Consider the following 24,376-nt stretch of genomic DNA (forward strand, 5'->3'; position numbering starts at 1 on the left):
CGAGTTTACTAAGATGTCAGTATTAAACGATAAAAGCCGATTCAAAAGAATCGACTTTTATGACAATTGAATTCATATTTGAACCCTCATTTAAGGAGCAACCGTCTAGATTTTTTCTAAAACTAAAATTAATTCTTCGATACTTAAAACAGTTGCTCTCTGAAATATTATTTCGTATTTCTCATTTAAAATACTTAATGTTGGATAAGCTAAATTCCCATCAATTGTTGCCAATTGTTTTGCTATTTCATGCACACCTGTATTGTTCCCCGAAGGTTTAAAATTGAACTTTTCACCTGCAAAAAGAACCTCTTCTTTACTTTCTGCATCGAATGAGATGAAATAAAAGTCCTCATTTAAATGCTTAATTACTTCTTTGTCTTTTAAAGTAACTGATAGCATTTGTGCACAGTATTTACACCAGTCTGTATGAAAGAAAATGACCATACTTTTTGGGGTAATCGTATTTAAACTATCTGCCTTTTCAAAAGTATAAGTCTTAAGTTCGTTATTTTGACTGAAGGATTGTAAAGGCAAAGAACTAAAGAGGAATACAAATACTACAATCGATTTAATTTTTTTGATCATAAGGAATTGGGCTTTATTTTAAATAAAAACGGAGGCCAAGAAAAGCTCTTATTCCTTGATTAGGAGCATAAACATAAGCGGGATCAAATGTCAAACCGTATGGATTGTTGGCCGTTGGAATGACATCACCATTGTCGGCAAAACTTACATTTTTATCAAATGGATCATGGGCTCTCGCAATCATTTCTGTATTCATGTTTTTCCAAGGGGTCCAATTCAATAAGTTTTTTACACCTGCATAGATTTCAAGTCCTTTATATTTTTTAAAAGTTTTGGTCACTTGAATATTTTGGATACTCCACCAAGGTGATGTTGACGGTCTCGGATCATCTGAACCTAAAGTCGGTAAATCCATTGGGCCATAAAGGTTGCCCGTATAGTCAACTTTTAAACCAGCTTTTGGGAATTTATAACCAATGGTCCAAGTACCTGTGAATTGTTCGGTAAGCTCTTGTCTTTCTTTGACACTGTTGTTTACGCTATAAACTTCCATTGCTGTTCCACCCAATAAAGCGGTAAGGTTTTTATAAGAGATGTCAATATTTAAAGATATGCCATTCGAGATCGCATGACCATCAAGGTTATCATAAATAATCTGATTTGGATTGGTGTCATAGTCAGCAAATATTTTATTGTCAAAATAGGTGTAAAAAGCTGTGAAGTCGAAGGTCATCAATAAGCCGTTTTTAGTAAATACTTTTTGAATCATATTTAAATTCCCATTCCATGACGTTTCTGGGTTTAAATCTGAAAGGAAAACAATTTCTCTAGCGCCGGTTAAAGCGGCATGGTCTTCTGTGAAAACATTCGCTACACGATAACCACTTCCTCCACTTATGCGAATGATACTTTTCTTATTTCTAGAATTCCATTTATAATTAATTCTTGGGGTATAGATATTGCCGTGTAATGAATTGTAGTCGTAACGCATACCTAATAATATTTTATTTTGCGTATTTAAACTGATTTCATCTTGAACAAATATGCCAGGTAGAATGGTGTTTGAAGGTTGATTTTTCGTCAACGTATAATCACTTGTCGCTGGTGTATTGTCATCATAATAGGTATATCGAAGGGCAACACCCGATAATAGCTCTTGTCTTCGACCAATTTTTTTATTCCAATTAAACTGCCCAAAAGCAATGCGTTGGTCTGCAATATACCAAGTGTCACCATAAACAGAATTCTGTTTGTGTTGGTTCATGCTAAAGTTAAAGAAAACGGCTTCTTTTATCGGTAATTGATAAGTTCCGAACACTTCCCATCTATTGGTATAGATACTTTCACCATAAATTTTATCACCACCTCTATTGGCAGGCGTCCAATCAAGTTCGCCTCCCCAACGGTCTTCATAAACATAACGACCGGCAATGGTAAATAGCTTATCGTCCTTACGTTCTAAATTCCATTTATTGAAGATTGAAATTCTATTTTGTTGTGTTAAGTCTGTGAAATTATCGTTGTTATTGTCTGTTAACTGGTTGAAGTTGAAATAATTTACACCAATTAAAGCTTGCAGTTTTTTACCGATTTTTATTTTACCGGCGAGATCTGCATTTATTTCACCCCAACTGGTTGCAAATGCATCTGCTGAGAATAAAGGTGCATTGGTTGGAGCCTTTGTGATAATATTTACCAACCCTCCAACAGCTTCAGAACCATAAAGTGTAGAAGCAGGACCTTTTACAATTTCAACTCTTTCAATTAATGACTGGGGAATACCACTGAGTCCATATACTGTAGACAGTCCACTGACAATTGGCATCCCATCAATCAATATCATTGTATATGGACCTTCTAAACCATTAATATGAATGTCACCAGTATTACAGACTGAACAATTGACTTGCGGTCTTACCCCATTAACATTGGACAGCGCTTCATAAACTGAAGGACTAGGATTCGATTTGAAAAATTCGGTGGTGTAAACCTCTACTGGTACTGGACTATCTAACTTAGACATTGGTTTCATCGTTCCAGATATAACAACTTCGTTCAAGTTTTTGTCGCTTTTGATGAGGTTGATGTCCAAAGTCATGTTTTGACCTTTCGCTAATACTATCGTGTCATTGTGTATATTAAAACCAATCGCAGTAACGATTAAAATATAAGCTTGTGGTGATAAATTGGTTAAGGTAAATGCGCCGTTCATATCTGATATAACGCCACCTTTTGTATGAAGTAGATTTACTTTTGCAAAAGGAATCGCTTCTCCGTCAGAAGATACTATTCCTGTTATCTGAGCATTTTGGCAGTAAGTTGTAATGGAAAATTGAATTATAAATAGTAAAAATATCGATCTCATAAATATTTATTTAGTCTTATCTAAAAAATGAATCATTAAGGCAAATATAATTAGTTAGATTTGTCTAACAAATAAAAAAACACATTTTTATTTATCTTTGTTATAGAAAATCACCCAATGGCAACGGAAACAAAAGAAAACTACTTAAAGGCAATGCGCTCGATTAGCCAGTTTCAAAAAGATGTTACAATCACAGCGCTCGCTAAAAAGATGGAGGTTAGTAAACCTACAGCGAACAATATGGTAAAGAAAATGCAGGAGATTGGCTGGGTGAAATATGAAAAATACAAACCATTAACGCTAACATTAAAAGGCAATAAAACGGCGTCCTTGATTGTGCGCAAGCATCGCTTAGCAGAAATGTTTCTCGTTCAAAATATGGGCTTTAATAAAGATGAGGTTCACGATATTGCTGAACAACTTGAGCATATTCATTCTCCCAAGTTTTTTGATCGAATGGATGAAATTTTAAAGACTCCAAAATACGACCCTCATGGATCTCCTATCCCTGATAAGGATGGCGTTCTTCCACCAGAAGTTGAGGTTAAACTATCAACGTTGAAAGTGGGAGAGAAGGGAATTATTAATGGCTTTTTAAAACAAAATAAGGCTTTTGATCTATTGATGGCGCAACATGAAATAAAGTTGGGTAAGTCGTTCGAATTGACAGGAATTGAACCTTTCGATTATAGTTTTAGCCTATGTTTTAATGGAGAAGACATTAAAGTATTGTCTTTGGAGGCTTGTGAAAGTATTTGGGTGATACTTGTTGACCAATAGCCAAAAAAAAGTCACCTCAATGAGATGACTTTTAATTTTATTTATCGTTGATTAGATAATTATCCAACAATCTCTTCAGCTGAAAAGTGGAATGCACTTTCAATTGCAGCATTTTCGTCAGAATCTGAACCATGTACTGCATTTTCACCTTTAGAAGTAGCATAAGCTTTTCTAATCGTTCCTTCTGCTGCTTCAGCAGGATCAGTAGCACCGATTAATGTTCTGAAATCTTCAACTGCATTGTCTTTTTCTAAAATCATTGCAACTATTGGTCCTCCTGACATATAGTCAACTAATTCTCCGTAAAAAGGACGCTCAGCATGTACTGCATAGAATTCTCCAGCTTCAGTTTTTGACAATGATTTTAATTTCATCGCCTTAATTTGGTAACCAGCACCGATAATCATATCAATTATCTTTCCAGTATATCCTTTAGCTACTGCCTCAGGCTTAATCATTGTAAATGTTCTGTTTGTTGCCATTTCTAAATCTTTTTTTTACTTTTTTTGGCAAAGATACAACTCAAATTTTAAATGTGATTATAATTATCTCGATTAATTTTTAGTCTTGTCTAAAAATATGTTACTATCTTTGGTAAAATAAATTAAGGATCTTCCGAATTCCAAAAACGAATTGAAGGCCTACTTATTTATTAAAGGATTTTTATTTGACAATATTATGGAGTACCAACTTACGCATAGTGAGGAGAATTATTTAAAAGAAATTTTTCATTTGTCAGGTGTTGACGCATTCCGTGTTTCAACCAATAATTTAGCCGCTCGGTTGAATTCCAAAGCTTCGTCAATTACGGATATGCTACAAAAATTGGCGGAGAAAGAATTGGTCTCGTATGTGAAGTATAAAGGTTGTAACTTGACTGATAAGGGGGAAGGTATCGCCGTTCAAATTATAAGAAAACACAGACTTTGGGAAACTTTTTTGGTGATGAAGTTAAATTTTGGATGGGAAGAGGTGCATGATATTGCAGAACAACTCGAACATATAGACTCAACCAAATTAATCGATTCGTTGGATCACTTTTTAGATTATCCAAAATTCGATCCACACGGTGATCCTATTCCAGATAAGGATGGTAAAATTACTTATCGAAAAGCAAAAATAAAATTGTCAGAAACAGTTGTCAATTCTTTAGTTGAAATCGTTAGCGTGAATGAGGACTCCGCCTCTCTATTGACTTATTTAGAAAAGAATAATTTGGTATTAGGCATCTGTATACGAATTATAGAAAAGTACGAATTTGACAAGTCGATGCGTATTGCACTAGAAAATGGCAATGAACTGAATCTGTCAAAGAAAGTGATTGAAAATATTGGCGTAAAATTTATTTCTAAAACATAAAAAAATGAAGAATATATTCATCTTTATATTGATTATTGGGGGACTTAATGCATGTCGAATTGAAGAATCGACACAAACAGGGCCGCTAAATATTGTTGTGACAACGGGCATTATTAAAGACGGACTCTACCAAATTCTAGGTGACAATGTTGAAATCACTTCGATGATGGGACCAGGAACGGATCCTCATTTATATAAACCAACACCGGGAGATGTTGATCTATTAGAAAATGCAGATATTATCATAGCGAATGGATTGCACCTTGAAGGTAAAATGTCTGAAATGCTAAGAAAGTATGGACAAGAAAAACTCGTGCTAAATGTTGCTGACGGAATTGATAAGGGAGATTTAATAAAGTCAGCCGATTTTGAGGATTCATTCGATCCGCATATTTGGTTCGACCCAACCATTTGGATTAATGGATTAGAACATGTGAAAAACGGAATAGCAGCTGTTGATACAGCAAATAAATCGACTTATGATGCAAATTTCAATGCCTATAAAAAGGAAGTTTTAATGATGGATTCTTGGGCGAAAGAAGAACTAGGTAAATTACATGAAGCGCATCGAATTTTAATTACCTCGCACGATGCCTTTTCATATTTTGGAAGAAGGTATGGAGTAGAGGTGAAGGGAATTCAAGGAATATCAACCCTTTCGGAAGTTGGATTAAGGGATATTGCGGATATGGTTGATTTTGTGATTACAAAAGGCATTAAGTCGATTTTTATTGAAACCTCGACATCTAGTAAAACAGCTCAATCAATTTTGGATGGTGCCGAACAAAAAAAATATCTACTTAAAATAGATGGTCCTTTATTTTCTGATGCCCTTGGTGAACCTGATACAAAAGGAGGAACATACATAGGGATGTTCAAAGAGAATGTTGAAATTATTGTAAACGGATTAAAGTAAGGATGGAAAATTGTTCGATAGAAGTACATAATTTAACAACTACTTATGGTGGTGCACCGGTATTGTGGGATGTCGATTTTGAATTGCCTGTTGGTCAAATAATAGGGGTGATCGGACCAAATGGTTCGGGTAAAACAACACTTTTAAAAACAATAATGGGCTTGCTTGAACCTTCGAGTGGATTTGTGAAAATATTCAATCAAGATTTAGATAAGATTCGTGAGCGTGTTGCATATGTTCCACAACGTGAAAGTGTTGATTGGGATTTCCCGGCAAGTGTCTATGACATTGTTATGATGGGAAGATATCGAAAACACAATTTGTTCCGTCGAACGAATAAAACGGATATCGACATTGTCAATCAAAGTATTGAAAAAGTAGGTTTAACTGAATTCAAAAACCGGCAAATAGCTCAACTTTCTGGAGGACAGCAACAGCGTGTTTTTATAGCCAGAGCTTTAGCCCAACGTGCGGAATTGTATTTGATGGACGAACCTTTCGTTGGAGTAGATGCTGCAACTGAGAGTTCTATTCTTTCGCTCTTACAAGAAATGAAAAATGATGGCAAAACGGTATTGATCATTCATCACGATTTACAAACAGTTTCGGATTATTTTGATTATTTGGTACTTTTAAATACCCGATTAATTGCCAAAGGAACACCACAAGAGGTCTTGACGAAAGAAAACTTGACCAATGCTTATGGCGGGCAATTAACCTTATTGGCGAAGGTCGCAAGTCTTATTAAAGAAAATGAATTCCCTATTCGTGAAAAAGATATGGACTTTTAATTCGAACAGATGCAGACTTTAATCGACTTCATAACATTTAAAGATCCTAACGTAATTTACGTGGTATTGGGCATGATCTGTATCAATACTTCATCTGCTGTAATTGGAACTTTCGCATTCCTCCGAAAACGTGCTTTAATAGGTGATGCCATAGCGCATGCATTATTGCCAGGTGTTTGTCTGGGGTTTATTTTAGCGGGCGACAAGAATATCATTTACTTATTAGGAGGAGCCTTTTTAACAGGATGGCTGGCGACTTTCTTGGTCGACTATATTGTGAATCAAACCAAGATTAAACAGGATGCCGCTATTGGAATTGTATTGTCAACTTTATTCGCCTTTGGTATTGTATTAATGTCCGTCATTCAAAATGGAGATTATGCGAATGAAGGTGGTTTAAATAATTTTTTATTCGGTCAAGCAGCCGCGATTAATAAGGATGAGGTATATATTTTTGGAATTATTCTATTGGTGATTCTGGTGGCTACATATTTCTTTTACCGTGCTTTTTTATCGATTTCATTTAATTACGATTTTGCTGCATCCGCGGGATTACCTGTGAAAACGATTGAATTTGTTTTGACTTCTTTAACTGTTTTAGCCATTGCTGCAGGTATTCAAGCATTAGGTGTAGTTTTAATGTCTGCTTTGATTATTACGCCTGCCGCCGCAGCTCGGTTCTGGTCGAATAATTTAAGGGTGATGCTCTTGATTGCTGTTGTTTTCTCAGTTTTCTCAGGCGTGTTGGGTGCTTATGTTTCTTACGCAAATGCGGGTGTGCCAACCGGTCCATGGGTTGTATTGATCTTGTCTCTTATTACCATCATATCTTTCGTTTTTTCAACTAAAAAAGGTATTTTATATCGGATACTTTTGGCGAATAAGAACAAGAGAAAAATCTTTACAGAAAATATTTTGAAGTCCATCTTCCAATGGCATGAAAAAAAACAAAAAGATATTGCTGAGCCATTTGCTGCGGCGGATCTATTATCAGTGCGTTTGTTTTCGACACGTGAATTGAATAAAGGATTGGTGAAATTGAAACAAAAGGGACTTTTAGTGGCAGATGGCACAAAATTCTATTTGTCTGCTGAAGGTATTGTAGAAAGCAAAAGAATAGTGCGTTTACATAGATTGTGGGAACATTATTTATTAAGACGAACATCGATGGATGAGAATCATGTACATGCAGGTGCAGAGGCGATAGAACATGTCCTGTCTCCTGAGATTGAAAAAGAATTAGAAAAGGAACTAGGAATATTAGGGATACCAAAAGACGATTATTAATGATGAATGACATTTGGATATTATTAACAGCTAGTCTAGTTGCAATTAATGCGGCTTTATTGGGTTGTTTTTTATTGCTGAGAAAAATGGCACTTGTTGGTGATGCGATATCTCATGCAGTGCTGCCTGGAATTGTTGTTGCGTATTATTTCAGTGGTGACAAAACTTCTTTGCTATTATTGATAGGTGCTACGCTTACGGGTGTTGTAGCATCCTTAATGATTGATTTTTTAACAAAAAAAGCCAAAATTCAAGGAGATGCATCAATTGGAATCACTTATACGTTATTATTTGCTGTTGGAATGATTTTAATATCCACCTGGCTAAAAGGCAATGTAGATATTGATATGGACTGTGTATTGTACGGTGAGATAGGATTGATAAATTTGGATAAAATCATCATTGACGGAAACCTCTATATAGGTCCTATGGCTTTCTATACTGAATTATTCGCTTTCTTCTGTATTGGTTTGACATTAGTATTAGGCTTTAAAGGATTTAAACTCTTGGCTTTTAATGAGGATTATGCAAGAGGATTGGGAATCAATACAACGCGTTGGCATTATGTATTAATGACATTAGTTTCTTTAACGACAGTTGTTTCTTTCGAGGTGGTTGGTGCTGTATTGGTCGTTGGATTCCTTATAATTCCAGCTGCAACAGCACAATTAATTTCTAAAAAATTGAATCGCATGATGTTCTTGGCGGCAATATTTGGAATTGCAGCAGTGGTGATTGGTTATGCATTAGCTATTTGGCTCAATGTAAATATCACAGGAGCAATGGTTTCAGTCTCTGGAATTATATTTATGATGGTTTTAATCATTGATAAATTTTTTAGAAAACAACAAGTATCTAAATCGTTGAATCCAGCATAGATAATTTTATGGAACTCTTTTAACATATAGGATTTTACAGAGTGCTGCTTTCTTTGATTTCTTACATAATTTAACATTTTCTAAACTTTTAGGTGAGAAATCACGTAGATAAAAAAAACAACCAATTTGATACAATGGCTCATTTGATAAAAATTATTTTAACCCTAACTTTTCTACTGCAATATTTGGTTTTAAATAGTCAAGTAATTAGCCAGTTTGATTGGGATTCTGATCCTGTAACTGATGCTTTGATTGGTCCAGATGCTTATGATGTAAGTAGTAGTGCCTTCTCTGATAGTCATGGTGAAGGTGGAACAAATGGATTAAATTCAGGGCTGCCAAAACAGGATATTGAATTAAAAATTGCTGGCTCCCCACTTTTTGATGTTGATGGAATAGATTTTTCAATTGATTACCAACGAGATGAATCTGTGGCTAATTTTTTTAATAGAGGAAGTAGTTTAATAATTACTGCAGGCTCTAGTTTTTCTGTTTCTTATCGTGTTAGTGATGGTGGCGCTAGTTATGTGACCGTTACATCTGGAAGTGCTTACAGTATTCCTAATGATGATGTATTTAGAAACTACAGGTTTTACTATTTACCTGATTCGGGGTATGGTGCTCTTTTAGTCGACGGCGTTGAGGTTTGGAGTAATGATGGACCAGATGCTAGACCTTTGTATTGGAATGCTGCAGGAGATATAACAATTGGGCTTAGCATGGATGCGAGTGGAGCCAATAAAACGAGTATTGATAATATGATTATTGGCAACGTCACTTTTTCTCCGTTACCAATTGAATTGTTGTCGTTTAAAGGAGATGTTGTTAATGATGTTATAGAGCTAAATTGGAAAACTAAATCAGAATTGAATAACGATTATTTTAAGATAGAAAAATCATTAGATGGCCAGTCATGGAAGGATCTAGTAATTGTAGATGGAGCGGGTACTTCGAGTCGTGAGAATCAATATAGCATTATTGATAATTATCCAAGTTATGGTTTGAATTATTACCGTTTAAGTCAAACTGATTTTGATGGAAAAAATGAAGTGTTGGATCCTATTTCGGTCAACTTTAATGGGGATGATTCAGATATAATTATTTTTCCTAATCCAGCATTAAATAAGTTAACTGTTCAATCTAAAAAAGATAAGTTTAATTCAAATGTTGTTATTTTCAATAGCATTGGGCAAGAAGTAACTTCAGCCACTTCAAGCAATTTTATCAATGGTAAATTAGAAATTGACATTGATGCACTCAACAATGGAATTTACTTTATTCGAACAGAAGAGGGGAGCACAACAAGGTTTGTAAAAGCTGACTAAAGATCAGACTTAAGCCAAGCGTGTTTAAAATTACATTTTCCTGAGTATTCGTCGTCAATACGAACGAATGATCCACCAATTTTATCAGAAACCCATTTGTCTATGACTTTTTGGTCTTTTTGATTCTTAGCAGCCATTTCAATTAACTGTCTATCTGTTTTTAAATTGGCAATATGTGGTTCAGTTCTGTTCAATAATTTCACCATTCTAAACCCTTGTTGATTTTCAGCTTGATTGTAATAAGTTGATGGAGACGAATAATCACCAACGTCAATTACTTCTACAATACGCGACATCTGTGGATCAATCTCATTGATATTTTGCACATCCCATAAATAATCACCAGAATAAGGATTGACCACTTTTCCTTGGTTCATTTTAGAGTTTTTATCATCACTAAATCTACTTGCAGCTGTTTCAAAAGTAATAGTTCCTTTTTTTATTTCACTGTATAAACTGTCAATCTTCAATGCTGCTTTCTCAAACTCTTCGTCAGACGGCTTTGGCATAATTAGAATGTGCTTCGAATCGTAATTATCACCTTTACGCTCAATTAACTTAATAATATGGTAACCATAAGGTGTTTCAAAAACCTCTGAAATTTCACCCTTTTCTAATTTATAAATTACCGCCTCAAATTCGGGAACCATTGTTCCTCTTGTTTGCCAACCTAAACCACCGCCGTTTAATCTACTTCCTGGATCTTCTGATTCGAAAGCCGCAGTTCCGAATAACATTTTACCCTCAATTATATCGGTACGAATTTGGTCTAATTTTTTTCTTGCTATTTCCTGATCTTTTTCTGTGACATCAGGATAAATAACTATTTGTGCAATACTTACTTTTGAGTTAATGTAGGGTATACTATCTGTTGGCAAATCTTTATAGAATTTCTCAACTTCCTTTGGTGTAATGGTAACTAAGCTCGTAATTTGATCTTTCATTTGCTCAGCCATTATTCGCTTTTTAATCAACTCAAAAAACTCAGCTTTAATCTTTGCAACAGATTTTCCATAAAACTCCTCTAAAGCTTCAATACTACCAATTTGATCAGCAATATATCTTATTCTTTGTTCCATTTCAGCATTAACCATATCATTAGATACCTCAATACTGTCAATCTTCGCTTGATTAATAAGTAATTTTTCGAACATCAAATCTTCAAGAATCTTACATTTTGATTTAGGGCTCTCTTCTTGTCCGTTTTGTATCAATTGTAATTGTTGCTGTTGTATATCTGATAGTAAGATAACCTCGTCACCAATTTGTGCAACAACCTTATCAATTATTGTTTTTTCTTGCGCAAAAGATATTGCAGGTACAACCAACATTATCCCTATAAACAATAAAACTGTTTTAATATTCTTTGACCAAACTTTGTTCATATGCGTTTTTAATAAGCTCATTTTTTATTTCTTCACGTAACTGTTTCGTTCGTGTATTTATAATCCGTTGTTTAATATTGTTTTTTTCAAAACTTAAAGGCGAGATTGTATTTTTTAGTTTATAGTCAACGATATTCAAAAAATAATTGAATCCATTTTCTTCAAAACGAATTTTTGATCGTTTAAGTATAAACTTGTCTTTTCTAATATCCTGCAAAGGTATCTCTTTTAATAGATCATCAAAATAGATCCAGCTATTTAAATCATAATAAAAATTTGAAGCGTACATCTGCGCATAAGCTTCAATATTTGCTAAATCTGATTCTTTATAAAGCTTGTAAGATTGACCGATTGATTCAATATCAGGCGCATCCAAAGGGATTTTTAAATAAAGTACTTTTACTAAATAATCATTCAATTGAAACTCTTCCTTATGATCCGTATAATATTTTTCGAGTTCCTTTGGACTGATTGTCGTGTCTAATCTTTTCAATACTTCTTCTTCCATAAATTGATGTACCATCAATTCATGTTTAAAGTCTTCAGCACGTCGTTCAATAAAATTTAAATTAAGGGATTTAGATTGATTTGCCTTTTCAACAAGAATCATTTTCTTTATCCAGTTTTCTTTTACAGCATCATATTGGGCAGTACTGTCCATTTCTTGATATACAGTGTTTGATTCATCAACCAACTGTTCCAATTCTCCAAGGTATAATTTATACTCGCCGACTTTCGCAACTACTTTCCCTTTCTTCTCTTCACTTTTACAAGCGATCAATAGCAGACAAAATAGCCCCGTAAAAAAACACTTAAGTCGAATGTTATTTGTTCTGTTTTTAGCGTAAAAATCCATCTATACTTGCGAAAAAAGGCTGTTTATCAAATTCAAAAGTAATTATAAAAAAAGCCAACTTTTCACTTGTGGTAAAAAGTTGGCTTCTATTTAACAATTATTATGTTTAGTTTTTCCCAAGATTGTAAAGAGTATCTTCATTGATAACTACTTTATACTTGCTATTCAATTCTTTTAACCAATCCTCTTCTAACTTATTCTGATAAGCCGCCGTAACGATACCTTTCGCTTCGCTAAATTCTCTCAGTCTAGGCTCTAATTTTTCTCCAACATTAAAAACGTAATAGATGCCGTTGTTTAAATAAGGTTTATTCGCACCTTTTTTAAATTCCTTTATCTCATTATTGACCTTAAACGCTGGCGTTGTTTCTGCATTAAAAGTTTGTGTTGCCACATTTACTGTTAATTCAGATTCCTTATTCATTTGCTCCTTAATTTCTTCGGGATTCAATTTGTTTTTCTTCGCTAATTTATATACTGCCTTTGCTGCAGCTAAATCATTGCACGAATAAAGTGCTCCATTGTATCTTAAAGGATAAGTGAAATTGTTTTTATTCGCTTCATAATATGCTTTAATTCCAACGGTATCTTGAGAAGCTTTTTTCCAAACTTGGTCTTGCATAATTTCAAAAATCAATATCCCATCACTGTACTCTTGCATAATTGATTTAAAAGCAGGATATTTCTTTTCTAATTGCGAATCTTCATATTGGAGAACCATTAAGTAAACATATTTCTTAAATACCTCTAACACTAAATCTTTTTTGCTTCTAACACTTGTTCTTTGTTGATTATTCACAAAGTAATCAGCAAATTGTTTGATTGTAAATGTTTGATCCGCAAATTCGAAAAGTATTTCTTCATTGTGTGCATCGCTATTCAAGCCTTTCCATTTACCTTCAAAAACTTCATCAGGTAACTGTTCGTAAATGATAGATAATAATTTAGACGCATTGTCGTAGTAATTATACTCTTTCTTTAATCCTTCAGCGAAAGCATCGTGTGTAGACTCTGATCTGACATCACGTTCAACACGTAATCTTAAATCATTGTACATTCTCTCGTAACTTGGAATTGGAACCAATTCGTTTCTTCGAACAATATGGTATCCGTAATTAGTTTTGAAAGGTTTTGAAAAATCTTTGTCTTTTTTAAGTGCATACGCCGCCTCTTCAAAATTAGGAACCATTCGTTGTTTAGTCCCGGCCCCGAATGATGGTAAAGCTCCTCCTTTAACTTTTGAAGATTGATCTTCTGAATATTTTCTAGCCAAGTCTTCAAACTTTTCTCCAGCGACTAAAAGGTCGTAAATTTCGTTGATCTTTTTCTCAGCCGCTTCATTTTGTTCTGGTGTTCTACCTTCGTTTGCCATTAATAGGATATGAGAAGTTGAAATCATTCCTGGAGATTTACGCTTATCAGTACATTGTATAACGTGGTAACCATATTGCGTGCGAACTGGCATTGAAATATCACCAATTGATAAATTAAATGCTGCGTTTTCAAAAGGGTAAATCATTTGTAAAGCAGAAAAATAACCTAAATCTCCACCATTTGTTTTAACAGAAGGATCATCTGATCCATTTTTACCTTGTGCAACGGCAACAAAGTCCTTGCCATCTAAGATTTGTTTTCTTAAATCCATCGCTCTTCTGTAAGCTTTTACAGTATCAGCTGGCAGTGCACTTGGTGAAAGACTTACTAAGATATGACTTGCTCTAACTTCATTTTCAATACGTGAATAAGCCTCTTTAATTAAAGCTTCATTATTTTCCTTATCAATCATATAAGGTAAAGCAAGTGGCTTTCTGTATTGCAATAATTCTTTTTGTAATCTTGGAATAGTATCATAACCTAATTCTTTAGCTGCATGAACTTTTAGTTTGTAGTTAACAAACAACTTCATGTAGTCATCTAAAGAGTCTTTTTTGTAGGAAGGATTCGGATTATTTTTAGAATAAATGTATTCAAATTCTGAAGCATGAATTGTCTCATTGTCTATCGTCAGAATAACAGGATCGTTTTTCTGAGCGTAAGAGCTTAGTGTAAGCGTAAAAGCGACAAGTAGTAAGTGTATCTTTTTCATATTAAATTTCAATTATTTTTTACTGTAATTTGGAGCTTCTCTTGTAATTGAAACATCGTGCGGGTGACTTTCATTTACACCGGCACTTGATATTCTAATAAAAGGAGCACCTTTTAATTGTTCTATATCTTTAGCACCACAATATCCCATTCCAGCTCTCAATCCACCAATGATTTGATGCATTACTTCATCTAAATTGCCTTTATAAGGTACACGACCGGAAATACCTTCCGGAACCAATTTTTTAGCATCGTCTTCAGCACCTTGGAAATAACGATCTTTTGATCCTTGTTGCATTGCTTCAACAGAACCCATTCCACGGTAAGCTTTAAATTTTCTTCCCTGATAAATAATCGTTTCTCCTGGTGATTCTTTTACACCTGCAAACATCGATCCAACCATAATTGAATCTGCTCCTGCAGCAATTGCTTTTACAAAATCTCCTGTATATCTAATTCCTCCATCCGCAATAATAGGAACACCTGTTCCTTCTAATGCCATAGCCACTTCATTAACAGCTGTTAATTGAGGAACGCCAATTCCTGCAATAATTCTTGTTGTACAAATTGAACCTGGGCCAATTCCTACTTTTACAGCATCCGCACCAGCTTCTACTAAAAATTTAGCTGCTTCAGCTGTTGCAATATTTCCTGCAATTACATCTAATTTAGGAAAGGCTTTCTTAACCTCTCTTAATGTGTCAGCAAAAGTTAAAGTGTGACCGTGTGCTGTGTCAATAACAATAGCATCAACACCAGCTTTTACCAATGCTTCAACTCTCGTTAAGGTATCATTCGTTACACCTACTGCTGCTGCAACACGCAATCTGCCGAATTCGTCTTTACATGAATTTGGATGTTCTTTTACTTTTATAATATCACGGAATGTAATCAATCCGATCAGTTTATTATTATCGTCAACAACAGGCAATTTTTCAATTTTATGTTGCTGTAACGTGCGTTCAGCATCAACTAAATCTGTTCCTTTAGATGCTGTAACAATGTTTTCTGAAGTCATTATAGAAACAATCGGTTTTGATAATTCTTTTTCAAAACGCAAGTCTCTATTGGTAACTATTCCTTTTAAAAATTGGTTTTCGTCGACAATTGGAATGCCGCCAATTTTATTCTCTTCCATTAATTTTAAGGCATCTGCAACAGTTGCACTTTCAACTAATGTAATTGGGTCGATAATCATACCGCTTTCTGAACGCTTCACTTTTCTAACTTCTAACGCTTGTTGAGCGATAGACATATTTTTGTGAATTACGCCAATTCCGCCTTGTTGAGCAATCGCAATTGCTAATGATGATTCTGTCACTGTATCCATAGCTGCAGAAACGATCGGCGTGTTTAAATATATGTTCCTTGTTAATTTAGTTCTTAACTTAACATCTTTTGGCAATACGTCAGAGTACCTAGGTACTAGTAAAACGTCGTCATATGTTAACCCCTCTTGTACGTTTTTTATATCTGCTATTGGCATAAGAATGAATTTATTTCGTTTATAAATTCCCGCAAAGTTAACAAAAAGGATTTTTCTATCTCCAATTTATTTGGCTAAACAATTTAAAAATTGTTAAATAGTTTTGATTGCAGTCGAATAATCAGGATATTTGTACACAAACTTTCGCATGAAAAACTTTTTAATTCTCTTGTTAATGTTGGCTAGTTCATTGGCTTTTAGCCAATCTAAATTGAAAGATTTCGGATTGGTTGCTAAGATTGATACGATGCAATATGTACAGCTTACTGGTATCGTAATAAATGACAGTTTAGAACGAATTCCTTATGCGAAAGTGAAAGATTTATCTACTAATAGAGGAACACTAGCTGATTTTTATGGTTATTATGCCTTAGTTGTGCATCCTGGAGACACGGTCGAGTTCAGTTCATTAGGGTATAAAACGAAACGTTATGTTATTTCTGATACCATGAGTATTCGTTCATTTACACTAGTGCAAGTTATGGCACACGATACAATTACCATCGATCCTGTAGATATTTATCCTTGGCCTTCACGGGAAGAATTTGCAGATTATTTTTTAAGTTTAGATATTCCTGATGACGACTTGACAAGAGCACAACAAAGATTGTCTCCGCAAGAGATGGCTTTCGTTGGCGCATTGGTTAGTGCCGATGGAGGATCTTCTTACAGTGCATATCGTGCTCAGATGAGTCAGGCTTTGTATACACGAGGACAAATGCCTCAAAACAATCTATTGAACCCTGCTTCTTGGGCTGAGTTCTTGAAGAATGTAGGAACTGGCAAATATAAAATCAGCCAATAAGTTTTTAAAGGTTGGTGAAGACTGGAATTTCAGCCAGGTAATTTATTGAAGAATTCTCGGGGTCGATATAGGCGCAATAGTGTTCTAATCCATTGGTCAAAATAAGATATGACGCATTTAAGGTATGCGCATATTTAGCAATTTGATAAAAAGTATCTTCTGTTATTTTAATTTTAGGTGCCTTACATTCAACTATAACCTTTGCTTCACGTTGATCGTCAAAAATAGCAATATCACAGCGCTTTTTCATATTGTTATAAATCACTTGATATTCAGAAACCATCCTGCCTTTCGGATAACCTAAATGATCAATTAAATAATGGATGAAATTTTGACGTACCCATTCTTCCGGAGTTAACTTATAATATTTACTACGCAGAATATCCCAGATTTGATTGTCTTTTATCTTCAACTGGGCTGGCGGTAAATTTAAAGACTGATGCATTAATCAAAGTTAAGTAAAAATGGAAATAAGTAGAGCATTCCTTGAGTAATTTATATCTTTGGGCTAGACTATAAATATCATGCACCTCGAATCACTCAATTTAATCAATTTTAAAAATTATACGGAAGGCAATTTGGCTTTTTCGTCAGATATTAACGTATTTGTTGGTGACAATGGTGCTGGCAAAACTAATTTATTAGATGCTATTTATTATCTATCATTTTGTCGTTCTTTTTTGAATCCTATTGACAAACAATCAATCCGGTTGAATGAGAAATTCTTTATTCTGAATGGTACATTTGTTAAATTGGACAAGAAGATTAATATTTCTTGTTCGGTTCAAGAAGGCCAAAAGAAAAAAGTTAAACGCAATAAAAAGGAATATGATAAAATTTCTGACCATATCGGATCTTTTCCATCGGTTGTGATTTCACCTTATGATACGAATTTAATTATTGAAGGTAGTGAGACTCGAAGGAAGTTTATTGACAGTATCATTGCGCAAGTTGATCGTGTATACCTAGAAACTTTAATGCGATATAATAAAGTTTTGCAACAAAGGAATGCGCTTTTAAAGCAGTTTCAAGAAATGCGGATTTTTGAGCAAGAGAGTATTGAGGTTTGGGATTTGCAGTTGGCAGAATTAGGTAAAATAGTCTATAAGAAAAGACAAGATTTTTTGGTGGGTTTTATTCCATTATTTCAGAAGTTTTTCAATTTCATAGCAGCGGACAAGGAAGTGATTAATATCGCTTATAAGTCGCAGTTGAATGAGCAAGATTATGAAGCTGGTTTAAAAGCAACGAGTAGAAAGGATAGTATTTTAGGATATACGAATTTTGGTATTCATAAAGATGATTTGGAGTTTTTAATCCACAATCAACCTATAAAAAAGTTTGGAAGTCAAGGACAACAGAAGTCGTTTTTAATTGGTCTTAAATTGGCGCAATTCGAAATGGTGAGTGAATTATTGGATACTAAACCAATGTTATTGCTCGATGATATTTTTGATAAATTAGATATCGGTCGTGTAAAACGATTGATGGAATTGGTAGCGGAACATCGTTTTGGGCAAGTGTTTATATCTGATACTGATGTCGACAGAATTGATAAAGTTTTTGAGGGTATTGACTTAGAGGTAAATATCTTTCATGTAAAAGAAGGGAAAGTAGAAAATGCGTAAGAATGAAGATGGCAAACCATTAAAAGATGTCTTAGATGGCTTCTTTAAATCAATGGGAATGGAAGATAAGATGATTGAAACGAAGGCACTTTCACAGTGGACTGAATTGATGGGGGAGGCTGTAGGGAAAAGAACCTTAAATCTCTTTATTAAGAACCGTGTGCTTATCCTTGAATTGAACTCTTCCGTGATTAGAGACGAATTGATGCACTCGAAGTCAAATATTATTGATAAATTTAATCAAATGGCGGGGAAAGATTTAATTGAAGATATCTTTTTCAAGTAATTCAACCGATTTAAATTTTATTTGATGAAAAAATATGTTTTAGTATTCGCTTTAGGCGCAATGTTTACCTCTTGTTCTTCTTATACAGCCGATCAGGGCAAAGCAGCACAAGATATGTGTGATTGTATGGAGAATGATGAATATGATGATTTTGATATTAATTGGGCCGAGTGTGATTTGGCTTTAAAAGAGTCTTACGATGCGGAGGTAACTGCAGACGAAGGTTGGATAGCAGCAATAACGGATAAATGTCCCACTGTTGCAAAGAATATTACTCAGTAAATAAAAAAGCCATCAGTCATTTGACCGATGGCTTTTTTTATTGCTTTTTTTTCTATTAAGCTTCAATCGTAATTGATTCGATTTTGTCGCCTTCAACTATTTTGTCAACAACATCAACACCATCAATAACTTTTCCAAAACAAGTATGGTTACCATCTAAATGAGATGTGTTATTACGTGAATGACAAACAAAAAACTGAGATCCACCAGTATTTCTACCAGCATGCGCCATTGATAAAACACCTCTTTCGTGGTGTTGTTTCTCAGCATTTACTTCGCAATCAATTGTGTGACCTGGTCCGCCTGCACCTGTTCCGTCAGGACATCCACCTTGAATCACGAAATCAGGAATAACTCTATGCCATGATAAACCATTGTAAAATCCATCATTTGCTAGTTTAGCAAAGTTTTGAACCGTGATTGGCGTTTCTTTTTCGTATAATTCGGCAATCATTGTGCCTTTATTCGTTGTTATTGTTGCTTTCATTTTAATAAATTTTATTATGCAAATTAAAGTGCAAAATTACGAAACAGAATTGGATTAGGCATGCCAAATTTCTATTGGATCTATTGCCGTTTAATTAATTTGTATGATCTTTAGGTTTAAAATAATTGTATGGAATTGGATGAACCGCTAATACCAAAGAAAAAGAATAGTAGTTTAAAAGTTGTTGCTTTGCTTTCGTATTTGGCAAACGGATTTTGGGCATTAATGTTTTTATTGCTTTTTTTAGGGTGTATTATAAATGCTGGTAAAGTTGAAGAGGTTGTGCAAATGGACGGCGTATTTGAAGGATTGATTTACGTGATGGCTGGTATTAGTATCGTAATGGTAATGATCTCTATTCTTTGTATTTATGGTCTTTCTGAATTGGTAAAGGGGAATAAGTCGGGAGCGCGCATCTATTTAATATGTAACTCCATATGGGTGCTATTGGTTTTTTATGCTTCCGCTGGTAGTTTTGTTTACATTACTTTAGGCTTGGTATCCGTTATTTTTATGTTAATTATTATGATGTTATCAAAAGATAACCAGCTTGAGGAATCCAATATCAAAGCTTAATTCTTTTATGTAAATCAATAAAATTGCCCTATTTAATTTTTACTTTTGTACCATGATTACAAAAGAATATTCGTTTGAAGAATTAAAGTTTTCGTCGCAATTGGTACGCGATTTAATTCAAGAAAAAGAACCAATAAAGCAATTTATTAATGATTTCTATAGCGCTGCAGCAATCTCTGAGCAAATAAAACAGAAACCTTTTTCGGTTGATCAAAGAGTCTTACTTAATCAACAATTGATAAAACAGAATAGTGCGGTTGAATTAACTGTCGCAAGTCAAAAACATATCGATGCTATTCTTCAAAATAATACATATACGATTACAACTGGTCATCAACTAAACCTATTAACGGGACCACTTTATACTATTTATAAAATTGCGCAGGTGATTAAGATTGCCAATCAAAAAGCGATTGATCAACCTGAAATGAATTTTGTTCCAGTTTTTTGGATGGCAACAGAGGATCATGATTTTGAAGAAATCAATCATTTACACCTTTTTGGTAAAAAAATTGAATGGGAGAATGAAGTTTCTAAGGGGAAAATAGTTGGAGCAATTGAATTGGATTCAATGAATGAGTTTTTGGCAACTGTTGAAGACAAATATCAAGATGAAAGTTTAAAAGAGGTTTTGATAAAATTGACAAATGCTTATAAAACGACTTCGAATTTAGCTGAGGCGACAAGAGAATTGGTGAATCAATTATTCGGTGAATATGGTATTGTTATTTTAGATGGGAATGACCAAGAATTAAAGAAGGCATTTGCACCGATAGCAAAAAAAGAAGTAGAAGAGGAATTGGTGTTTAGCACGGTTGATAAGACGAATGCTGCACTCGAAGAATTAGGTTATCACCAACAAGTCTATTTAAGAGAATGTAATCTTTTTTATATCGATGAGCATCATTACCGCCAAAGAATAGCTAAGACGGATGATGGTTTTTTGATTAATGAAAAAGCTTGGACCAAGGAGGAGGTATTGAATGCGATAGATGATAACCCAGCGCAATTTTCACCAAATGCTTTATTGAGACCTGTTTATCAAGAATGTATTTTACCAAACTTGGTTTATGTAGGTGGTGGCGGAGAGATTGCTTATTGGTTACAATTAAAAGGTGTCTTTGAAGCATTAAATATTCCGTACCCATTATTAAGAGTGAGAGATTCTTTTTTATTGGTAAGAGAGAGCGAAGAGGAGCAATTGGCAGCGATTAATATGTCTATTTTTGACTTGAAAGAGAATTTAGAAATGATATTAAAGGAATTGGCATTGGCGAATAACGCAGATGAAATTCAATTAGATGATGAAAGGCAAGTGTTGAAGGCTGTCAAAGAAAAATTGGTTGAGAAATCAAATGTGATTAATAAAGGCTTAAATGCCATGGTTGAAGCTGAGTTTGCCAAGTTTGAAAAAACAATTGATAAAATTCAAGCCAGTTTTATTAAGTCTGAAAAAGGAAAGTTAGATAAGGAAAGAAAGAGAATAGAATCATTACAAGCTAAGTTTTTTCCTGGAGGAAGTTTCCAAGAACGTTTTGATAATTTCATCCCTTATCATTTGCAAAACGATGCTTTTATTGCCGATATAATGGCGTTGATGTCAACGGCGACAGCACCTAAAGTAAATATTGTACGCATATAATTCGTTTAAAAAATGGCGCAACTACAAGCATCTGAATTAACATTGAATGATAAAGGACGTATTTATCATCTGGATTTATTGGATGAAGATATCGCCGATAATATTATCCTCGTTGGTGATCCTGGGCGTGTTGAGCTAATTGCAGCCAAATTCTCTTCGGTTCGGTTTAAAACAGAGAACAGGGAATTTGTAACGATGACTGGAGAATATAAAGGCAAAGAATTAACTGTTATCTCTACAGGAATTGGAACCGATAATATAGATATAGTTCTTACAGAATTGGATGCAATTGCGAATATCGATCTTAAATCGAGAGAAATTAGAGCAGATAAACGCGTTTTAAACATCGTTCGAATTGGCACATGTGGGGCTTTAATAAATTCGGTTGAACCCGGTGATATTATTCGTTCGGAATATGCAATTGGTTTGGATGGCTTGGCTCATTTTTATGAGCATGATTTTAGTGAAGATGAAGGCCACTTAAAAACGGCTTTTATTGCGGCGGCAAAATGGGATAAACGGTTGAATCAACCCTACGTAAAATCGGCTTCTAAACAACTGAATAAGCAATTTAAAGATTTTGGAGTGGGAGGGATAACGTTAACAGCAAATGGGTTTTACGGTCCGCAAGGTAGGGCATTAAGATTGCCATTGCGTTACCCGAATCAGCAATACGAATTTCAGACCTTAAATTGGCAAGGATTACAACTCACGAATCTCGAGATGGAGACTTCTGGTTTGTATTTTATGGCGGCCGCTTTAGGTCATCATGCACTCACTATTTGCTTAGTTGTTGCGAATAGAAATACCAAAACTTTCTTACCTAATTATCACGAGAAAATGGATGGTCTCATCAATCAAATATTAGACCGATTAACATTGTAGGGTTAAAAACATTTTGTCATCCAGTTCATTAACGGAGGAGTTCTGACCTACCTTTGTCGGAGTGAAGAACAATGTAAAACTTGACCATATAAAAATTAATGCGCTGATTCGGCTCGTTGAAGATCCGGATAAACATATTTATAAGCAGGTAAGATCTGAACTTGTAGAAATGGGCTCGCACATCATTCCTTCACTGGAAATGAGTTGGACTTCTGTTGAGACAGAACATCATTTTCAAGAACGTGTACAGCATATTATTCGACAAATTCAAGTCAACGAGTTAAAGAATGAATTACTAAAATGGAAAGACTCAACCAATAGAGATTTATTGAGAGGGTCATTGATCATAAGTAAATTCCAATTCCCTGAGGTCGATGATTTATTTATCGAACAAGAATTAGATAAGATTAAACAAAAAGTTTGGCTTGAATTGAGTGACGAACATACTGCTTTTGAAATTGTTAAGATTTTTAATCATGTCTTATTCGATCTTTGTGGCTTTCAATCAACTGATAGCAATATTAATTCACCACAGAATTCTTTTTTGAATACTTTACTCGAGTCTAAAAAAGGCAATCAATTGAGTTTGTCTATTCTTTATTCAATTATCGCGCAGAAACTTGAAATTCCAATCTATGGAATTAATTTGCCGCATAATTTTGTGTTAGGATTCATGGACGAATATCAAACCTTGAAAATGTTAGGTTTAGATACGGATGAGCGCAATGTGCTTTTCTATATCAATCCATTTAGTAAGGGTAGAATCTTTAATCAAAACGAAATAGAAAATTATTTACGTAGTTTGAATTTACCATTGCGGAATAACTATTTTGAGCCTTGCTCAAATACAGATATCTTAAAAAGACTCATGAATAATTTATCATTGTCTTATACAAAAGGTGGTGATTTTACAAAGGTTGATGAGTTGAGTGAATTGTTAGCTGTCTTGGATTAAGAAGATAGAAAGATCAAAGATTTTTTGATAATTCCTAATTTACTTTCCACGCATTTGCGACAAAATAATTCCCGTTGCCATTGCCACATTTAACGATTCTGTTTCTCCAAATTTAGGTATCGTAATTGATGCTGTTAATCTTGATTTTAATTCGTCAGAAATACCGTGAGATTCACTTCCCATTACTAAAGCCGTTTTCGTCTCGAATTTTTTCTCGTAAAGGTTCGTTCCATTTAATTCTGCTCCTAATATTTCGAATTCATGTTGACTTAAATCATTTAGTACATCAGCTAATTCCATTCGACTGAAATTAATGCGATAAATGGCTCCCATTGAACTTTGAATGACTTTTGGGTTATACAAATCAACAGAATTACTTGAGGCAACAATTTGTTTAATGCCAAACCAATCTGCCGTTCGAAGGATGGTTCCCAAATTCCCTGGATCTTTTATATCGTCTAAAATTAGAATCGTATCTTCAAAATCAATCGCATCATTTTGCGGCTGACTCTGCACAACGGCAAGAATTTTATTCGGTTGTTTAAGTCCTGAAATTCTTTCTAAATCCTTTTCGTTAATCCTTTCAAAAGGAACATTTTCTGGTAAATCTGCAGCGTAATCATTCGTGCAAAAAATACGGTCGATTGTATATTTCGATTGACCAAATAATTCTTCAGTCAATTTAATTCCTTCAACCACAAATAAACCAAGGCTTTCGCGGTACTTTTTTAATTGAAGAGATTTAACTAATTTTATTTCATTTTTTGATATTGGCATCCTCTTATTCCA

General features: G+C 34.3%; 25 protein-coding genes. 15 read left to right on the forward strand and 10 right to left on the reverse strand.

What is annotated here, in order from left to right:
• Window positions 1–105 precede the first annotated feature (105 nt).
• Together T367_RS0118745 and T367_RS0118750 are read right to left on the reverse strand one after the other, a co-directional pair.
• Entirely contained in the window at window positions 106–588 is a 483-nt protein-coding gene (locus T367_RS0118745) for a thioredoxin family protein (RefSeq protein ID WP_035845990.1), read from the reverse strand.
• Between the two features lie 13 nt (window positions 589–601).
• Complete coding sequence (locus T367_RS0118750) at window positions 602–2,893, reverse strand: TonB-dependent receptor (RefSeq protein WP_027421205.1); 2,292 nt, start codon at window positions 2,891–2,893, stop codon at window positions 602–604.
• Window positions 2,894–3,010: 117 nt separating this feature from the next.
• Between T367_RS0118750 and T367_RS0118755 the strand changes: the two genes are divergently transcribed.
• Window positions 3,011–3,673, forward strand: a complete 663-nt coding sequence (locus T367_RS0118755; protein ID WP_027421206.1) for a metal-dependent transcriptional regulator — start codon at window positions 3,011–3,013, stop codon at window positions 3,671–3,673.
• Window positions 3,674–3,732: 59 nt separating this feature from the next.
• Here the strand turns inward: T367_RS0118755 and T367_RS0118760 are convergent, their stop codons facing one another.
• Window positions 3,733–4,155, reverse strand: coding sequence for a nucleoside-diphosphate kinase (locus T367_RS0118760; protein ID WP_027421207.1), 423 nt, complete (start codon window positions 4,153–4,155; stop codon window positions 3,733–3,735).
• A 196-nt stretch (window positions 4,156–4,351) separates the two neighbouring features.
• Here T367_RS0118760 and T367_RS0118765 point away from each other — a divergent pair, with 196 nt between their 5' ends.
• The 6 genes from T367_RS0118765 to T367_RS0118790 all read left to right on the forward strand — a co-directional run bounded on the left by T367_RS0118765 (window position 4,352) and on the right by T367_RS0118790 (window position 10,229).
• Window positions 4,352–5,032, forward strand: a complete 681-nt coding sequence (locus tag T367_RS0118765; protein ID WP_027421208.1) for a metal-dependent transcriptional regulator — start codon at window positions 4,352–4,354, stop codon at window positions 5,030–5,032.
• A gap of 4 nt (window positions 5,033–5,036) precedes the next feature.
• A complete protein-coding gene (locus tag T367_RS0118770; RefSeq protein WP_027421209.1) occupies window positions 5,037–5,948 on the forward strand; it encodes a metal ABC transporter solute-binding protein, Zn/Mn family in 912 nt (303 codons plus the stop codon).
• A 2-nt stretch (window positions 5,949–5,950) separates the two neighbouring features.
• On the forward strand, window positions 5,951–6,739 hold the full coding sequence (locus T367_RS0118775; RefSeq protein WP_035846019.1) for a metal ABC transporter ATP-binding protein: 789 nt from the start codon (window positions 5,951–5,953) through the stop codon (window positions 6,737–6,739).
• Between the two features lie 9 nt (window positions 6,740–6,748).
• Window positions 6,749–8,026 carry a metal ABC transporter permease gene (locus T367_RS23160; protein WP_035846025.1) on the forward strand — a complete coding sequence of 426 codons (1,278 nt, stop codon included), beginning with the start codon at window positions 6,749–6,751 and terminating at the stop codon, window positions 8,024–8,026.
• Window positions 8,026–8,904, forward strand: a complete 879-nt coding sequence (locus T367_RS23165) for a metal ABC transporter permease (RefSeq protein WP_245593078.1) — start codon at window positions 8,026–8,028, stop codon at window positions 8,902–8,904. The genes T367_RS23160 and T367_RS23165 overlap by 1 nt, the downstream gene beginning before the upstream one ends.
• Window positions 8,905–8,996: 92 nt before the next feature.
• Window positions 8,997–10,229, forward strand: coding sequence for a T9SS type A sorting domain-containing protein (locus tag T367_RS0118790; protein ID WP_157454314.1), 1,233 nt, complete (start codon window positions 8,997–8,999; stop codon window positions 10,227–10,229).
• Here the strand turns inward: T367_RS0118790 and T367_RS0118795 are convergent.
• The 4 genes from T367_RS0118795 to guaB all read right to left on the reverse strand — a co-directional run bounded on the left by T367_RS0118795 (window position 10,226) and on the right by guaB (window position 16,041).
• Window positions 10,226–11,635 (reverse strand): peptidylprolyl isomerase, encoded by a 1,410-nt coding sequence (locus T367_RS0118795; protein ID WP_027421212.1) that lies wholly within the window; start codon window positions 11,633–11,635, stop codon window positions 10,226–10,228. The two genes, T367_RS0118790 and T367_RS0118795, sit on opposite strands and share 4 nt — an antisense overlap.
• Window positions 11,586–12,395, reverse strand: coding sequence for a hypothetical protein (locus T367_RS0118800; protein WP_027421213.1), 810 nt, complete (start codon window positions 12,393–12,395; stop codon window positions 11,586–11,588). The genes T367_RS0118795 and T367_RS0118800 overlap by 50 nt, the downstream gene beginning before the upstream one ends.
• A gap of 181 nt (window positions 12,396–12,576) precedes the next feature.
• Window positions 12,577–14,556: a peptidylprolyl isomerase gene (locus T367_RS0118805; protein ID WP_027421214.1), complete on the reverse strand. Its 1,980-nt coding sequence runs from the start codon at window positions 14,554–14,556 to the stop codon at window positions 12,577–12,579.
• 12 nt (window positions 14,557–14,568) lie between these two features.
• Window positions 14,569–16,041 carry an IMP dehydrogenase gene (gene guaB / locus T367_RS0118810; protein ID WP_027421215.1) on the reverse strand — a complete coding sequence of 491 codons (1,473 nt, stop codon included), beginning with the start codon at window positions 16,039–16,041 and terminating at the stop codon, window positions 14,569–14,571.
• A gap of 148 nt (window positions 16,042–16,189) precedes the next feature.
• Here guaB and T367_RS0118815 point away from each other — a divergent pair, with 148 nt between their 5' ends.
• Window positions 16,190–16,846 carry a peptidase associated/transthyretin-like domain-containing protein gene (locus tag T367_RS0118815; protein WP_027421216.1) on the forward strand — a complete coding sequence of 219 codons (657 nt, stop codon included), beginning with the start codon at window positions 16,190–16,192 and terminating at the stop codon, window positions 16,844–16,846.
• A 4-nt stretch (window positions 16,847–16,850) separates the two neighbouring features.
• On the opposite strand, the gene T367_RS0118820 is transcribed toward T367_RS0118815, so the two are convergent.
• Entirely contained in the window at window positions 16,851–17,291 is a 441-nt protein-coding gene (locus T367_RS0118820) for a type I restriction enzyme HsdR N-terminal domain-containing protein (RefSeq protein ID WP_027421217.1), read from the reverse strand.
• 79 nt (window positions 17,292–17,370) lie between these two features.
• On the opposite strand from T367_RS0118820, the gene recF reads away from it, so the two are divergent.
• Genes recF through T367_RS0118835 form a run of 3 tightly spaced genes read left to right on the forward strand, consistent with a single transcriptional unit; the run spans window position 17,371 to window position 19,042 of the window.
• The gene (gene recF / locus T367_RS0118825) at window positions 17,371–18,474 is read left to right on the forward strand and encodes a DNA replication/repair protein RecF (RefSeq protein ID WP_027421218.1); all 1,104 of its coding nucleotides are present in this window, start codon (window positions 17,371–17,373) and stop codon (window positions 18,472–18,474) included.
• On the forward strand, window positions 18,467–18,760 hold the full coding sequence (locus T367_RS0118830) for a DUF721 domain-containing protein (protein WP_027421219.1): 294 nt from the start codon (window positions 18,467–18,469) through the stop codon (window positions 18,758–18,760). The genes recF and T367_RS0118830 overlap by 8 nt, the downstream gene beginning before the upstream one ends.
• A 24-nt stretch (window positions 18,761–18,784) precedes the next feature.
• The gene (locus tag T367_RS0118835) at window positions 18,785–19,042 is read left to right on the forward strand and encodes a hypothetical protein (protein ID WP_027421220.1); all 258 of its coding nucleotides are present in this window, start codon (window positions 18,785–18,787) and stop codon (window positions 19,040–19,042) included.
• 55 nt (window positions 19,043–19,097) lie between these two features.
• Here T367_RS0118835 and T367_RS0118840 read toward each other — a convergent pair whose 3' ends face one another.
• A complete protein-coding gene (locus T367_RS0118840) occupies window positions 19,098–19,529 on the reverse strand; it encodes a peptidylprolyl isomerase (protein ID WP_027421221.1) in 432 nt (143 codons plus the stop codon).
• A 129-nt stretch (window positions 19,530–19,658) separates the two neighbouring features.
• On the opposite strand from T367_RS0118840, the gene T367_RS0118845 reads away from it, so the two are divergent.
• The 4 genes from T367_RS0118845 to T367_RS0118860 all read left to right on the forward strand — a co-directional run bounded on the left by T367_RS0118845 (window position 19,659) and on the right by T367_RS0118860 (window position 23,587).
• Window positions 19,659–20,105, forward strand: a complete 447-nt coding sequence (locus T367_RS0118845) for a hypothetical protein (RefSeq protein WP_027421222.1) — start codon at window positions 19,659–19,661, stop codon at window positions 20,103–20,105.
• Between the two features lie 52 nt (window positions 20,106–20,157).
• The gene (gene bshC, locus T367_RS23170) at window positions 20,158–21,747 is read left to right on the forward strand and encodes a bacillithiol biosynthesis cysteine-adding enzyme BshC (protein ID WP_051568672.1); all 1,590 of its coding nucleotides are present in this window, start codon (window positions 20,158–20,160) and stop codon (window positions 21,745–21,747) included.
• A 12-nt stretch (window positions 21,748–21,759) separates the two neighbouring features.
• A complete protein-coding gene (locus T367_RS0118855) occupies window positions 21,760–22,632 on the forward strand; it encodes a nucleoside phosphorylase (RefSeq protein ID WP_027421223.1) in 873 nt (290 codons plus the stop codon).
• A 61-nt stretch (window positions 22,633–22,693) separates the two neighbouring features.
• Window positions 22,694–23,587, forward strand: coding sequence for a transglutaminase-like domain-containing protein (locus T367_RS0118860; protein ID WP_027421224.1), 894 nt, complete (start codon window positions 22,694–22,696; stop codon window positions 23,585–23,587).
• A gap of 39 nt (window positions 23,588–23,626) precedes the next feature.
• Here T367_RS0118860 and T367_RS0118865 read toward each other — a convergent pair whose 3' ends face one another.
• A complete protein-coding gene (locus tag T367_RS0118865) occupies window positions 23,627–24,364 on the reverse strand; it encodes a TrmH family RNA methyltransferase (RefSeq protein WP_027421225.1) in 738 nt (245 codons plus the stop codon).
• Between the last annotated feature and the right edge of the window lie 12 nt (window positions 24,365–24,376).

Origin of the sequence: Crocinitomix catalasitica ATCC 23190 (assembly GCF_000621625.1) — a bacterium.
In the GTDB taxonomy this organism is placed as follows: Bacteria; Bacteroidota; Bacteroidia; order Flavobacteriales_D; family Crocinitomicaceae; genus Crocinitomix; species Crocinitomix catalasitica.